The following is a 13614-nucleotide window of genomic DNA, read 5'->3' on the forward strand; positions in this document are numbered from 1 at the left end:
CGCGCAAAGTTAAGATTTAATACCACAAGTTAAAAAATGAAAGCAACATTCGCCGAAATAACCCAAATAAGGATATAATTCAGTTTGGCTTTATTTACTTGATTTTGGTGATATTGATCTAATCGGACTTTTTACCCCGATTTCCTTGACATCTTTTCGAACAGTATTTGACTTCATCCCAATTTTTCTCCCACTTTTTTCTCCAAGTAAATGGACGATTACAAACAATGCATATTTTACTTGGCAAATGTTCCTTTTTCATGCACAAAGAACTCCAAACTAAGCAAAGGGTTTACTTCAGTTTATCGTTATTTATATGTCTATCCTTATCCCGAATATTCTTTTTTTGAAAATTCTTTTCTAAAGCTTCTGTCAAATCAATTCCGGTTTGGTTGGCAAGGCAAATCAAAACCCAAAGAACATCAGCCATTTCATCACCCAAGTCTTTTCCTTTATCTGATTCCTTGAAAGATTGTTCGCCATATTTCCTCGACATGATTCTAGCCAACTCACCCACTTCTTCCATCAATATGGTCATGTTGGTCAACTCCCCGAAATACTTCACTCCAACTGTCTTAATCCAATGATCAACATCTTTTTGGGCTTGGGAAAGGGTGATCTCTTCTCTTTCTGTCTTCATCTTACATTGAATAATTTACTAAATTCTATTTTTACTATCAATGATGATTGTAACAGGGCCATCATTGACCAAGGCAACTTTCATATCTGCACCAAACTCACCGGTTTGTATAGATTTACCGAATTCTTTTTCTAAAACAAAAATAAACTTCTCATACATCGGAATAGCAAAATCAGGTTTAGCAGCTTTAATGTAAGAAGGTCTATTACCCTTTTTTGTACTAGCGTGCAGTGTAAATTGAGAAATCAAAAGAATATCACCATTGACATCTAGAAGGCTTTTATTCATCACTTCATTTTCGTCTGGAAATATTCTTAAATTAATTATCTTTTTTGTTAACCATTCTAAGTCCTCTTGATTATCGGCATCTTCAATACCTAAAAGAATCATAAGACCTTTTCCAATTTCTCCCTTAATGGCAGAATTTATGGTAACAGAGGCTTCGGATACTCTTTGAATAACTGCAATCATATGCTAAAAATCCTGCATTTCTTTAGATGGTATTACTTCTACTTTTACCTGTTTTGGTTCATTTGCATGAAAAATCATCGCTTTCGCGACATCATAATCATGAATTGGTTGGTATTTTTTCAAAATTCTCAACCATTTTAAAGGCTTCATAAAAATCTTAGCCACTTCCTCACCTAGTCTAAACTCTGATCGAGAGCCCAAAAGTAATGAAGGCTGAAATAGACCTAAATAGCCGAATGAAAGAGCTTTTAGATCTTCCTCTGTTTCTCCTTTTACTTTATTGTAATATACGGAAGATTGAGGATCAGCACCAAGGGCACTTACATAAAGCATTTTGTTCGCACCAAGTTCCTTGCCCCATTTGGCAAATTCAATTACAAAATCATGATCAACTTTATAAAAATTCTCTTTGGAACCCGCAGCTTTTATAGTCGTGCCCATAGAAGAATAAATGTGGATTTCAGCCTTCGATTCCTTTATCGCTTGGACGATTGGGAAATAAATACCACCCAAATCTGCGGTCCTAAGCTGCTCTTCCCAATCTAAATTTCTCAAATCATCAAAATCTACTTTCAATTGGATCAATTTTTCATGCTTCAAGGCAAGCGTTCTTCTTCCTAAAGAAATAATCACATCATAAGACACATTTTTTAACAATTGATGCAACAATTGCATTCCAATTAAACCGGAAGTTCCAGAAAGTATTGCTATTTTTTTCATAAGATTTTAGATAAAGAGTTACTTATTTTCACTCAAGTTTATTTGTGATTTTTCCCAAGCCAAAAAGTCTTCTACTTCATTCTTCAAAAGATTAAAAATCGCTATTAAAACAGATACGTCATCAGCAAATCCTAACAGAGGAAGAAAATCAGGGATAATATCCATTGGAGTTACAAAGTATAAAATACCAAGAACCAACAGCCCCAGCGTTTTTGTAGAAAGTTTGTAGCTCCCAGACCGATGTGCTGAAATCATCCGTTTAAAAATTTTAATTGGCTCAATTGCTTGATTCAATTTAGGATTGTTCTTAAGCGATTTCACCCTATGCGATGCCTTTTCAAGTAATGCTTTCAACTTACTATCTTGACCAGCGATCACTTTTGCCTTTTCTAAATATAGTAGCTTGGCTTTTTCGTAGAAGTTTACAGACTTTTCTTTAAAAGAAATCATATAGTAATGTTAGAAGTAAATACGGATTTCAGACTTGACTTCCGTTAGGGCAATTTGAATGCCATCATTCTTTTGGTCTAGTGATCGTTGGAAGATTCTTTTTGCCAAGTCAATTCCTCTTGCTTCATCATTCATGTCTTGAAATGAAGAATTGATTAATGTCACTACACTTTCCACTGCTCTTTTGACACTCTCCCATGTTTCATCCGAAAAATATACTTGCTGAGAAAGATTGTGATTAAACTCTTCTCTCACTTCCATCAGCAATTGTGTATGCAAATCCCTTGCAGAAAATTCGGCTTGATTAACTCTTCTAACAAGGTTATTTGGGGTGATTCTCTCTAAAAGTAAACATAGCCTTTCACTAGCTTGAAGTCGAATAGGGAGAACAGTTTGTGTGTTTTGAGTTTTGAGATCTATCAATAACTTTTCCCGTTCTTTACTAAGAAAAGAAACGACAGTGAGGTACATTCCATAAATCACCAAGCCAGCTGGTAATACGATTTTTAAAAGGTCGGCTACGAAATCCATAATTAAATTTTGATTGAACTGTGAATATCTGAAATTATTGGCGATAACAAATAAAAAAAGACCATGAATACATCCATGGTCTCAAAGTATATTTAATTTTACTTGTTAAGCAAATGCCCTATCAGAAGCAATATTTACCTCAGCTAGTAATTTGTCAAAATCTGCATAGTCAATTTCTTTGATCATCATGATGATCGTATGAGCAAATTCCTGTTTGCACATTTTTACGCAATAGTCAAACCCATCTACCCGGCATTCGGAAATTCTTTTCTCATCAAAGATTCTCATCAGTTCACCTTTTTTCTTAGCGCGAACGAGTAGCTGATCTTGATTCTTTTCATTAATCACGATAGAAAAAATACCGTGTAGTGATGTAATTACCATAATTGTAAAATTGTTTCAGTCAAATTTTTGAATTTCTGTTTTACGATTTTTTTCCAATTTTCATCATTGAAGCTATTTCTAAAATATAAAATAGAATTTCAATCTTCATGATGCACCCTATACTTCGAAGTCAAAATTACTCAACTTAGACTCCTCAAAAAATACCCACAACAGGGTATTTTTTTATTAAGTTGAACCTAATCCTGTTGAATAATTAGGTTCAAAGAGATTCAAATATATAAACAACAAATTAAAAACCAGAGAATTAAAAATATATTTCAACAATGATAAGTGCTATTTCTGTCGATTTTTACCAATTGATTTTTAAGAAAACTAATATCAAACATGAAAATTTGTAAATCATATTCTACAAGATACATTTTATCACATTTTGAGATATTGAAAAATATTTTTAAAAATTTATCATTGATAAACAGACATTTACTAATTCACCCCAAATAATCTGATTTTTTAAGCTGATTTTATCGCGTGGCACCTTTGCTAATGTGAATAATATTGCTTTATATTTGCATCGCTTTACAGATAAAAATCATGTAAATGCATAGTGAGTTGGGTGAATGGCTTAAACCAGTCGCCATAGCAAACAAACTGTTATACGGACAGATAAAAGATAGAAAGAGTTGGGTGAGTGGCTTAAACCATTCGCCGCGGCGAATAAACTGTCGTACGGACAAAAAAATAGAGAGAGTTGGGTGAGTGGCTTAAACCATTCGCCGCGGCGAATAAACTGTCGTACGGACAAAAAAATAGAGAGAGTTGGGTGAGTGGCTTAAACCAGCAGTTTGCTAAACTGTCGTACGGGTAATTCCGTACCGGGGGTTCGAATCCCCCACTCTCTGCAAGATACTATAATCGGGGTGTAGCGTAGCCCGGTATCGCGCCTCGTTTGGGACGAGGAGGTCGTAGGTTCGAATCCTGCCACCCCGACTTTAAGACTTCTTCTTTATTGAAGAAGTCTTTTTTGTTTTTAAACTTCACTCCCTCTTTTTTTTATCTTACCAAATCTTTAGAGATTCTTCTGATAACCAAGACCCATAGTGAAGAAAACAATCAATTACACTTCCTCAATTTTTAAGGAATGTGTTTTGACCATAATTTCACAGTATAACTTTGAAGTTTTAGGAAAAAAAAAAAGACCAGCCAAAATCGACTGGTCTTTTTTAAATTTTATAGAAATGAAAAATTAGAACCCTAACCCAACTGCCATTGCTGTTGCATTGATATTAAAATCTGAAACCTTTGTAGCTGCTCCAGAAGTCAAGTTAATAGTATATACACCGGTTGATCCTGCTACTTCTAGTAAAGCGAATGCCATATTTGAATTTCCCCCAATATCAAATCCATTATCCGAAGTAAAATCAACTCCTAAATTCCCAATGGCTACCAAACCACCATCATTTGGAGGATCTTGTCTGTAAAGCATATTGGTTTGACTATCTAAAACAAACAGTACAGTTGTAGTGGCATTAGCAACATTATTCGTGTAAGCAGCACCATTGACCAATGGAGAACCTGGATTCAAATTCCCATCAATCGCAACTACAGTTCCCAAATCCGGGTGTAATCTTAGGTTTTGCCCTAAATTACTTACTAGTCTAATCCTATCTACAGTTGGATTAAAGTCAAATCCGAAGCTTGTTCCCAATAAAAGTGGATTTAACGGATTCCCAACTGCGGTTAGCTGCCCATTAGCTGTATTCACGGTCATAATCCTGCTTGTATTTGTAATTGCATAAAGTTGTCCCTTGGCAGGTCTGAAATCGAGCCCAACAACTGCCTCTCCGGTAACTAAACCTTGGAATGCAACTGAATTCATTTCTGGATCAGTAGGGTCAAATCTATAAAGCATATTATCTTCAGAAGCTGCATAAGCCACTGGATTGGTTTTGAATGCAATCCCGATTACTGGCATATTAAAAGTCCCTACCCATGTCGCTCTACCTGAGGATAGGTTGATGGTGTAAAGTTTGGATTCATTTTCATGCCTTGTCACTGCCAAAGCAATGCTGTTGTCGGCTATAATATCAAAATTACCTGTTCCCATAAAGTCGATTCCCAAATCTCCAACCTCTTCAAGCCCGCCATCATTGGGTGGATTCTGCAGATATAGTTTGTTCTGTGAAAAATCAATATCGTACAATTGTGTTGTACTCGCACCTGCCACACTATTTGTATAAGCTACTGCACCGATCATTGGGTTCATTCCTCCATTGATATTTCCGTCGGTGGCCACTACTGTCCCTAACTCAGGATGTAATCTTAAATTTTGTCCAGAAGCTGTTACCAACCTGATTCTATCCACTGTAGGATTAAAATCTATAGAAGCATTATCACCACTAATTGCAGGAGAAAATGAAGTTTCACCTAGAGCAGTTGCTTCACCATTATTTTCATTGATGATATAAAGTCTGCTGGAAGAACCAAGTGCATAAAGTTGTCCCGTGGCCGGTCTATAATCAATGCTTACAATATTATCACCAGAGCTTAGGCCCGTAATACTCATGACCTCCATTGAAGCATTCAATTCTCTTGCATCGTACTTTGCAATTCTATTTCCAGAAACTAGGGCAGTAAACTCTACTTCTGGCGCTTGTCCGGGCACATCCATTGTAGGAAGTGGGTCTTCTTCATTGCAGCTGAAAATTGCTGCTGAGATGGTTAAAATCGAAAAAACTCTAAGTCCTTTCATCCAATTGTTCTTTTTCATAATAGTTAATTTGTTGTTTACATAATTTCCATTTACGAAGTGTGATATAGAACTGGATTTTAGATTTATTAAATTTTAAAAAAAAAAAATATCATTTCGCTATGGCTTGTCATGACTCATCTTATTTCTAGTAACTTTGTGAACCTTTCAAACAACTGGGTTTGTTTGTAAGTATCATTAAACCTCATGGACCTTGAATCCATGAAAATTTAATACAGATGAATCAAAGAAAAAGAGTTGTTGTCGGTCTATCCGGTGGAGTAGACAGTTCCGTAGCCGCATTTTTATTAAAAGAGCAAGGTTATGAAGTCATTGGAATGTTTATGAAAAACTGGCATGATGAATCAGTGACCATTTCCAATGAATGTCCATGGATGGAGGACAGTACAGATGCCATGCTCGTGGCAGAAAAATTAGGAATTCCCTTTCAAGCCATCGATCTAAGCGAAGAATACCGCGAAAGAATCGTGGATTATATGTTTGCTGAATACAAAGCAGGCAGAACTCCCAACCCAGACATTCTTTGTAATAGGGAAATCAAATTTGATATTTTTCTAAAAGCAGCGCAGAAACTTAAAGCTGATTTTGTAGCAACAGGTCACTATTGTCAAAAAGGTGAAATTGAAGTCAATGGGAATCCAGTGTTTCAATTACTGGCTGGAGCAGATCCAAACAAGGATCAAAGCTATTTCCTTTGCCAACTTAATCAAGAACAGCTTGCTAAAGCGCTATTCCCAATCGGACATCTTCAGAAATCAGAGGTGAGAAAAATTGCCAAAGAACAGGATTTGATAACGGCTGACAAAAAAGACAGTCAAGGCTTGTGCTTTATTGGGAAAGTCAGGTTACCCGATTTTCTTCAACAACAACTCAAACCCAAAAAAGGAGATATTATGGTGGTTTCAGAAGAGCTTTCCATCTATGATAAGAAGAAAATTCCAGCAGGAATGTCTATTGAGGATTTGGATGTAGAAACTTTGGATGGGATTTGTATGCCTGAAATTTACGATGTAAGCCAAGGAAAGAAAATCGCTGAACACAATGGTGCCCATTACTTCACAGTTGGTCAAAGAAAAGGCTTACAAGTTGGTGGCACAGGTAAACCTTTGTTTGTGATCGCAACGGATACAAGTTCGAACGTCATCTATACAGGACTTGGGGAGGATCATCCAGGATTATTGAGAAATGGACTTTTTGTCAAGCATGAAGATATCCATTGGATCAGGGAAGATTTAAGGCTTCAAATTGGTGAAACTGCAAAATATCAAGCAAGAATACGATATAGGCAACCATTGAGTTCTGCTACTTTATTGATGAAAGAAAATGGACTATATGTAATTTTCGATACTCCTCAAAAAGGTGTTGCCTCAGGGCAGTTTGTGGCTTGGTATCATGGGGAAGAAAGTATCGGATCTGGTACTATATTTTGATTTTATGGTTTTAGAGATTCTTTTTGAAGACGATTATTATATCGCTATCAATAAACCTGCGGGACTTTTGGTCCACAAAACCAAGTTAGCGAAAGACGAGATTCCAATTTTTGCGATGCAATTGCTACGTGATCAAATTGGGCAGTGGGTTTATCCATTACATAGAATAGATAGGCCTACTTCTGGGGTTTTGCTATTTGCAAAATCGCCTGAAGCTGCAGCCTTGTTACAACCTGAATTTGCAACTACCAATATCAAAAAATACTATCTCACAGTAGTTAGAGGTATTCCTGCTGAAGATCATTTTATCATAGATCATCCTTTGAAGAAAGATTTGGATGGTACACTGCAGGATTGTAAAACAGAGTTCTGGAAATTGTCAGAAACAGAAATCCCTTTTGCCTCTACTCCAAGATACCCTACTAGTCGATATGCCCTCTTAAAAGCTTATCCGCACACTGGAAGGATGCATCAAATCAGGAGACATCTTGCACATGCCCGGCATTATATTATTGGAGATAGTTCTCACGGAGAAAACAAGCAAAATAGATTTTTTAAAGAGAAATTTGATTTAAACAATATGTTACTTCATGCTGCAGGAATGGAGTTTATCCATCCTGTCAATAATGAAAATGTAGTGATCTCTGCTCCTATTCCTGATTATTTTCAAAAGATTCTTCTTGATATTAATCTAGATTTATAGAACATTACACGAAATATTTATTCCTATTCGTGTATATTTTAATTAAATTAATAATCCAATTTATATTGTTCGGTTAAAAAAATATATCCGAATATGGACAATCTTTTGTTAGCTGGTTAAAACCCTTTGTCCTCCCTCATTATTCTTTATATATTGAACAAATTTTATTTATAGATCAAATGAAAAAAACCCACTTATCACTAATTGGACTTCTTTTTTTAGGTTCTCTTAGTCTGAACGCTCAAAGCTCTAAAGAAGCCATTGAAGCAAATTTCAACGAAAGAGAATCTATTTCACATTTCAGGTACCTAGCATCTGATGAACTGATGGGACGAGATCCCATAAGACCTGAAATTGATGCTGCTGCAAGGTATATCGCTGAGCAATTTTGGAAATATGGTGCTAAAGAAATCGACGGCGCAAACGGATATTATCAGCATATTCCTTTCCGGCTTTCTGCTCCACCTACCAAAGGTGAAGTCGTTTTAGGAAAGACTACTTTCACGCAAGGTGACAATCTGCTGGTCCTCGATGGTCCATCTATCAATGGAAATTATGAAATGATTGTTCTTGGTTATGGATTGGAAGCCGACTATGCAGGAAAAGATGTAAAAGGGAAAATTGTCATCACCAATGTGGGTGCACCTGACCGACTGTCTCCTAGCGATCTATTTGCAGCGGGAAGAGAGAAAGTTTCTTTAGCACAATCAAAAGGCGCAGTAGCCCTAATAGAGATGTATAACATACCTTCTCCTTGGAATTTCGCAGCGAGAACACTCAATCGAACCCAATTGACAGTTGACAATACCGGAGGAAAAGCCAGTATTCCATACATTTGGTTGAGTGATACAAAAAATGAATCTATCAATGCTATTGGAAAAGGTGAAATCAAATCTGCTAAAGTTGAAGTGGTGGGTAAGATTAACCGTGACATTGTTGGGAAAAACGTTGTAGCAGTTATTGAAGGAACTGATCCTCTTTTGAAAGATCAATATGTGATGCTATCTGCTCACTATGATCATGTGGGGGTTGGTAGACCAGATGCCAATGGAGACTCTATCTACAATGGAGCAAGAGACAATGCTGTTGGAACTGTTGCTGTTATGAATGCAGCACGCTATTTTGCAGAAAACCCACCAAAACGTTCCATCCTTTTGTGTGCTTGGACAGCAGAAGAAAAAGGACTTTTAGGAAGTCGTTATTTTGCAGATAATCCACTGATCCCTTTAGACAAAATCATTTATAATTTCAATATTGACAATGGTGGTTACAATGACACGTCTATCATCACTGTAATTGGTTTGGGAAGAACATCTGCTGATCCATTAATAGCGAAAGCTACGCAGGAATTTGGCTTGGAAGCGATCGCTGACCCATCACCAGAACAAGAATTATACGACCGCTCAGACAATGTGAATTTCGCTAGAAAAGGCATCCCTTCCCCTACCTTCAGCCTAGGCTTTAGAGCATTTGATGAGGAGATCAATAAATATTATCACCAACCAGGAGATCAAGTTGACAATTTCGACTTAGACTATGCAGTGAAATATTGGAAGTCCTATATCCTATCGGCTTTATATATTGCTAACACTGCAGAACAACCAGTATGGAAAGCTGGGGATAAATATGAAGAAGCAGCGAAAGCGCTTTACGGGAATTGAAAAATACTATTATCAGCAACAACACCAGGATGTGATTTTTTCACAAATAATCTTGCGGATAATTGTCAACAGTCGACGGCTATCGGTCGACAGCAATTCAAATATAGTATTTAGATTATTTTAAGTGGTTGCTGGTGTAAAAGCGAATAAACCTATTATTTTAAAAGGCGGGATTAAATTCCCGCCTTTTTTCTTTTTGAGTTTGCTAACAAAATTATAACCGAAGCGGTAAGAAACATAATCAAACTATAAATGGCTATTGGAATGGTCATTTCTGAATTTTTCAATAAAGTCGCAGCAATCATAATCCCTAAAGTACCATTCTGAATACCTGACTCAATTGCGATGGTTAATTGTTGGTTTTTTGGTAACAAAAATAACTTGGCAAGCATAAAACCTAGAACAAGTGTCGAAACATTCAAAAGCAAGGTAACTGGACCAGCTAGCATAAAGAATTCAACCAAGGAGGCTCTCTCTTTTAAAATTGCTGCTGCGATAATTAAAACGAAAAAAACAGAGGAGGCAATCCTAACTGGTTTATCTGCTTTGAGGGAAAGATTTGGAAATCTTTTTTTAAGAAACATGCCAATAGATACAGGAATAATCGTCACCCCCATGATCTGTATGATCGTCTCTCCTACCGGTAATGAAACAGCTCCTTCCTCACCAAAATAATAGATTGAAAAATTGACAATCAATGGAATGGTAACAACAGTAATAAATGATGTTACCGCAGTAAGACTTATTGACAATACAGTATCACCCCTTGAAAGATGAGTGATCAAATTAGAAGTGGCACCGCCTGGGCAGGCTGCTACAATCATAATCCCTACTGCCATAGTTCCACTAAGTCCAAAAAGAGCAATTAAAACAAATGCAATCACTGGTAAAAGCAAAAGTTGGTTTATCAATCCCAAAAACACTGCTTTTGGAAAAACTATAATATTTTTGAAATCTTTAACATTCAAGGACAAGCCCATCCCTAACATGATAAATGCTAAGGCTAGTGGAAGAAAAACTGCTGTTAGTATACTATCCTGCATTTTTACTATATTTTGGGTGAATTTTAAATTGAGACATAAACTCATCAATTTCTACAAGAAATGCAAAAGCAAAATATTGAGATCATGAATAATTTTGAGCAAAGAATCCAAGAATACCGCCAAACTATAGACAAAAGATCATTAGGATACAGAAGAAGGCTGAAACAACAATATGAAATTGATATTCTAAAAAGACTTCCTGAAAAGTTTGAAGTGGTCATACCTGCAAAAGATCAAGACTTTTGGATGGAGAGATTTGAGAAAGTAGTTGCGAATCTTCCAAGTCCATCTCAAAATGGAACGAGTTATGTGAAACAAAAAAATGAACTCTTGAGGGAACTAAATAAAAAATACAATCTACAAAGGAAAGGTCAGTGGGTAGCTATTTACGCCCCTGTCTTTATGGTTTCCATTGGTGTTTCTATTGGGACAGCTACAGGAAATCTTGTTCTATGGCTGCCATTAGGTATTGCCATAGGAGTTATGACAGGTTACTTCATGGAGAAAAGAGCTAAACGTAAGAACCTTGTATTATAAGTACTCTAAATAAATCCCCAATAATCCGATCATAAAATTCCTTGATCAGGATATTTGGCAGTAACAGTTCTACCAAAAACTTTTAATTCTTCAATTTGCTCGTCCATATTTCCATCAGGATATAAAATAGTCCCTAGACCAGCTTCCTTCTTCTTATAATCTAGATACCCTATTACAATGGGAACATTTGCTCCGAGGGCAATATGATAAAAACCTGATTTCCATTTAGGCGCATAGCTTCTAGTTCCTTCAGGCGTAACCATTATTACGAGCTCATCTGTTTCCTTCAGAAGGTTAACCATCAGTTCTGTATAGGTTTGCTTTCGCTTTCCAGAGACTCTTTTTCTATCGATCGCAATTCCTCCCAAAGACTTTATTAGCCAACCTAAAGGCCCTACCATCACTTCCTTTTTGATAGTGAATTTGACAGGCACATCCATCAAATAAAAAGCAGCACGGGCATACAGCAAGTCCCAATTACTGGTGTGAGGAACAGCAATCAGAACAGCTTTTTTAAGCTCTTTTGGCCAAACAGAAACAAACTTCCAGCCCGTCAACCAAAACACGATTTTTGATAAGAATTTCATCATATCTCTTACAATTTGACCTTAACCTGACCTAGTTCTTTAAATTCTGGATTTGAGTTTATGTATTCAAGCGTCGATTGATAGCCTGCTTCGAAAATTTCCTTTGCCTTTTTGATATCAAACACACCATATCTTGCAAGCCCTTTTGGTTCTATGAAAAAGTCACATTTATTTTTTCTGCTATACACATTATAATTCATAGACATAATAACAGTCCGCTCAATCAAATTCTTAATATTCTTAATATTATGTTCTTCAGGAAGATGGTTACAATTCACTCCGATGACAACATCACAGACTCCTTCATGTGGCTCTACAGGTAAATTATTTAATACTCCACCATCTACAAAGAAATTTCCTCCAATCTCAATCGGATCAAACATTCCTGGAATACAAGAAGAAGCCATGATTGGTTTGATTAAATTCCCCTCAGAGAAATATACCACTCTCCCTCTTTTAATGTCTGTAGCGGCGACGATAAGCGGTATCTTTAGAGATGAAAAATCATCTTTTGGTAAGTACTTTTCGTAAAGTTCAAGAACACTATCCATTTTAAGAAAACCCGTCCAACTGATTGCGGGACGCATAAATTTAAAATAGTTCGTCTTAACAATGATATCCATGATCTCCTCAGGATCATAACCGCTGCAATACATAGAACCTACGATGGCACCAGCACTAGTTCCACTCACTTGAGTTGGATAAATATTATTTTCATTGAGCGCTTTCAGCACGCCAAGATGTGAAATTCCTCTGACACCGCCACCAGAAAATGCTATACCTATTTTTTTATCAGATTTCATTTAGCGAAAATGTTTGATCCAGACGAACACCCTTATCCGTCATTTTGACAGTACAACATTCGTTTTCAGAATCATGTTCCAAAAATATGATGTACTCATTGACCGCAGCCTCTTCTAAGAATTTCTTTTTCTCTGCAAGCGTAAGTAGTGGGCGAGTATCATATCCCATTACATAAGGTAAAGGAATATGCCCAACCGATGGAAGCAAATCAGCTGCAAACACTATGGTCTTACCCTTGTAATGAAGCTTAGGAATCATTTGCTTATCTGTATGTCCATCAGCCGTAAAGAAATCGAAACCTTCAAACAACCTTCCTTCATTCAAATCTAAGAATTGCAATTGACCACTTTCCTGCATAGGAAGAATATTCTCTTTTAAAAATGAAGCTTTTTCCCTTTCATTTGGAATAGTAGCCCACTGCCAATGTTCCTGATTCGTCCAATAATTGGCATTTTCAAAGACCATTTGGTATTTACTCTCATCGCCATTCTTGTAAGAAACCCCTCCACCACAATGATCAAAGTGGAGGTGGGTGAGAAAATTATCTGTGATATCCTTAGGTTCAAGGCCTATTTTATGCAGAGATGATTTTAAAGAATCATTTCCATGCAGATAATAGTGGGAGAAAAATTTAGCATCCTGCTTATCTCCTATTCCATTGTCAATCAATACCAAACGACCATTATCTTCCACGAGTAAGCATCTCATTGACCAAGTACAGAGATTATTTTCATCTGCTGGATTGGTCCTTGTCCACAATGACTTAGGCACAACACCAAACATGGCTCCTCCATCTAATTTAAAAAACCCCGTATTGACAACATGCAAATTCATAAGCTTGACTTTAGATATGTGAAATTGAATCAAAAAAAATCCCGTGATTGAAGTAATCAAACCATAACATGGTTTACATTTTTCAAATCAC

At 36.5% G+C, this 13614-nt stretch carries 16 protein-coding genes and 2 tRNA genes; 6 read left to right on the forward strand and 12 right to left on the reverse strand.

The window, feature by feature from the left end:
• Nucleotides 1–118: 118 nt before the first annotated feature.
• The 7 genes from IEV57_RS03710 to IEV57_RS03740 form a co-directional block, all read right to left on the reverse strand.
• Nucleotides 119–262, reverse strand: coding sequence for a DUF2256 domain-containing protein (locus tag IEV57_RS03710; RefSeq protein ID WP_188439807.1), 144 nt, complete (start codon nt 260–262; stop codon nt 119–121).
• A 30-nt stretch (nt 263–292) separates the two neighbouring features.
• Entirely contained in the window at nt 293–640 is a 348-nt protein-coding gene (locus IEV57_RS03715; RefSeq protein ID WP_188439809.1) for a nucleotide pyrophosphohydrolase, read from the reverse strand.
• 18 nt (nt 641–658) lie between these two features.
• On the reverse strand, nt 659–1111 hold the full coding sequence (gene dtd, locus IEV57_RS03720) for a D-aminoacyl-tRNA deacylase (RefSeq protein WP_188439811.1): 453 nt from the start codon (nt 1109–1111) through the stop codon (nt 659–661).
• Nucleotides 1112–1114: 3 nt separating this feature from the next.
• A complete protein-coding gene (locus IEV57_RS03725) occupies nt 1115–1831 on the reverse strand; it encodes a Rossmann-fold NAD(P)-binding domain-containing protein (protein WP_188439813.1) in 717 nt (238 codons plus the stop codon).
• Between the two features lie 18 nt (nt 1832–1849).
• Nucleotides 1850–2281: a YkvA family protein gene (locus IEV57_RS03730; RefSeq protein WP_188439815.1), complete on the reverse strand. Its 432-nt coding sequence runs from the start codon at nt 2279–2281 to the stop codon at nt 1850–1852.
• Nucleotides 2282–2290: 9 nt separating this feature from the next.
• Entirely contained in the window at nt 2291–2812 is a 522-nt protein-coding gene (locus IEV57_RS03735; RefSeq protein WP_188439817.1) for a DUF7935 family protein, read from the reverse strand.
• Between the two features lie 105 nt (nt 2813–2917).
• Nucleotides 2918–3196, reverse strand: a complete 279-nt coding sequence (locus tag IEV57_RS03740) for a hypothetical protein (protein ID WP_188439819.1) — start codon at nt 3194–3196, stop codon at nt 2918–2920.
• Nucleotides 3197–3967: 771 nt separating this feature from the next.
• Between IEV57_RS03740 and IEV57_RS03745 the strand changes: the two genes are divergently transcribed.
• Together IEV57_RS03745 and IEV57_RS03750 are read left to right on the forward strand one after the other, a co-directional pair.
• Nucleotides 3968–4056 (forward strand) — tRNA-Ser (locus tag IEV57_RS03745).
• A gap of 14 nt (nt 4057–4070) precedes the next feature.
• Nucleotides 4071–4144, forward strand: a tRNA-Pro gene (locus IEV57_RS03750).
• Nucleotides 4145–4400: 256 nt separating this feature from the next.
• On the opposite strand, the gene IEV57_RS03755 is transcribed toward IEV57_RS03750, so the two are convergent.
• Nucleotides 4401–5924 carry a DUF4394 domain-containing protein gene (locus IEV57_RS03755; RefSeq protein ID WP_188439821.1) on the reverse strand — a complete coding sequence of 508 codons (1524 nt, stop codon included), beginning with the start codon at nt 5922–5924 and terminating at the stop codon, nt 4401–4403.
• A 218-nt stretch (nt 5925–6142) separates the two neighbouring features.
• Here IEV57_RS03755 and mnmA point away from each other — a divergent pair, with 218 nt between their 5' ends.
• The 3 genes from mnmA (at nt 6143) to IEV57_RS03770 (ending at nt 9718) form a co-directional block, all read left to right on the forward strand.
• Complete coding sequence (gene mnmA / locus IEV57_RS03760; RefSeq protein ID WP_188439823.1) at nt 6143–7354, forward strand: tRNA 2-thiouridine(34) synthase MnmA; 1212 nt, start codon at nt 6143–6145, stop codon at nt 7352–7354.
• A gap of 4 nt (nt 7355–7358) precedes the next feature.
• The gene (locus IEV57_RS03765; RefSeq protein ID WP_188439825.1) at nt 7359–8057 is read left to right on the forward strand and encodes a pseudouridine synthase; all 699 of its coding nucleotides are present in this window, start codon (nt 7359–7361) and stop codon (nt 8055–8057) included.
• A 179-nt stretch (nt 8058–8236) separates the two neighbouring features.
• The gene (locus IEV57_RS03770) at nt 8237–9718 is read left to right on the forward strand and encodes a M28 family peptidase (RefSeq protein WP_188439827.1); all 1482 of its coding nucleotides are present in this window, start codon (nt 8237–8239) and stop codon (nt 9716–9718) included.
• 173 nt (nt 9719–9891) lie between these two features.
• On the opposite strand, the gene IEV57_RS03775 is transcribed toward IEV57_RS03770, so the two are convergent.
• Nucleotides 9892–10761: a bile acid:sodium symporter family protein gene (locus IEV57_RS03775; RefSeq protein ID WP_188439830.1), complete on the reverse strand. Its 870-nt coding sequence runs from the start codon at nt 10759–10761 to the stop codon at nt 9892–9894.
• A gap of 60 nt (nt 10762–10821) precedes the next feature.
• On the opposite strand from IEV57_RS03775, the gene IEV57_RS03780 reads away from it, so the two are divergent.
• A complete protein-coding gene (locus tag IEV57_RS03780; RefSeq protein WP_188440215.1) occupies nt 10822–11298 on the forward strand; it encodes a hypothetical protein in 477 nt (158 codons plus the stop codon).
• A gap of 29 nt (nt 11299–11327) precedes the next feature.
• Here the strand turns inward: IEV57_RS03780 and IEV57_RS03785 are convergent, their stop codons facing one another.
• The 3 genes from IEV57_RS03785 to IEV57_RS03795 are packed head-to-tail and all read right to left on the reverse strand — an operon-like array spanning nt 11328 to nt 13523.
• Nucleotides 11328–11888 carry a 1-acyl-sn-glycerol-3-phosphate acyltransferase gene (locus IEV57_RS03785; protein WP_188439832.1) on the reverse strand — a complete coding sequence of 187 codons (561 nt, stop codon included), beginning with the start codon at nt 11886–11888 and terminating at the stop codon, nt 11328–11330.
• Nucleotides 11889–11893: 5 nt separating this feature from the next.
• Nucleotides 11894–12688, reverse strand: a complete 795-nt coding sequence (locus tag IEV57_RS03790; protein WP_188439834.1) for a patatin-like phospholipase family protein — start codon at nt 12686–12688, stop codon at nt 11894–11896.
• Entirely contained in the window at nt 12678–13523 is an 846-nt protein-coding gene (locus tag IEV57_RS03795) for an MBL fold metallo-hydrolase (RefSeq protein ID WP_188439836.1), read from the reverse strand. Before IEV57_RS03795 ends, IEV57_RS03790 begins: the two co-directional genes overlap by 11 nt.
• Between the last annotated feature and the right edge of the window lie 91 nt (nt 13524–13614).

The organism is Belliella aquatica (genome assembly GCF_014637795.1).
GTDB lineage: Bacteria > Bacteroidota > Bacteroidia > Cytophagales > Cyclobacteriaceae > Belliella > Belliella aquatica.

Coding starts and splice junctions, on each gene's coding strand:
- IEV57_RS03730 (WP_188439815.1), bottom strand. CDS start 2,281: ATGATTTCTTTTAAAGAAAAGTCTGTAAACTTCTACGAAAAAGCCAAG.
- IEV57_RS03795 (WP_188439836.1), bottom strand. CDS start 13,523: ATGAATTTGCATGTTGTCAATACGGGGTTTTTTAAATTAGATGGAGGA.
- IEV57_RS03780 (WP_188440215.1), top strand. CDS start 10,822: ATGCAAAAGCAAAATATTGAGATCATGAATAATTTTGAGCAAAGAATC.
- IEV57_RS03710 (WP_188439807.1), bottom strand. CDS start 262: ATGAAAAAGGAACATTTGCCAAGTAAAATATGCATTGTTTGTAATCGT.
- IEV57_RS03740 (WP_188439819.1), bottom strand. CDS start 3,196: ATGGTAATTACATCACTACACGGTATTTTTTCTATCGTGATTAATGAA.
- IEV57_RS03735 (WP_188439817.1), bottom strand. CDS start 2,812: ATGGATTTCGTAGCCGACCTTTTAAAAATCGTATTACCAGCTGGCTTG.
- IEV57_RS03790 (WP_188439834.1), bottom strand. CDS start 12,688: ATGAAATCTGATAAAAAAATAGGTATAGCATTTTCTGGTGGCGGTGTC.
- mnmA (WP_188439823.1), top strand. CDS start 6,143: ATGAATCAAAGAAAAAGAGTTGTTGTCGGTCTATCCGGTGGAGTAGAC.
- IEV57_RS03775 (WP_188439830.1), bottom strand. CDS start 10,761: ATGCAGGATAGTATACTAACAGCAGTTTTTCTTCCACTAGCCTTAGCA.
- IEV57_RS03785 (WP_188439832.1), bottom strand. CDS start 11,888: ATGATGAAATTCTTATCAAAAATCGTGTTTTGGTTGACGGGCTGGAAG.
- IEV57_RS03765 (WP_188439825.1), top strand. CDS start 7,359: ATGGTTTTAGAGATTCTTTTTGAAGACGATTATTATATCGCTATCAAT.
- IEV57_RS03770 (WP_188439827.1), top strand. CDS start 8,237: ATGAAAAAAACCCACTTATCACTAATTGGACTTCTTTTTTTAGGTTCT.
- IEV57_RS03715 (WP_188439809.1), bottom strand. CDS start 640: ATGAAGACAGAAAGAGAAGAGATCACCCTTTCCCAAGCCCAAAAAGAT.
- IEV57_RS03755 (WP_188439821.1), bottom strand. CDS start 5,924: ATGAAAAAGAACAATTGGATGAAAGGACTTAGAGTTTTTTCGATTTTA.
- dtd (WP_188439811.1), bottom strand. CDS start 1,111: ATGATTGCAGTTATTCAAAGAGTATCCGAAGCCTCTGTTACCATAAAT.
- IEV57_RS03725 (WP_188439813.1), bottom strand. CDS start 1,831: ATGAAAAAAATAGCAATACTTTCTGGAACTTCCGGTTTAATTGGAATG.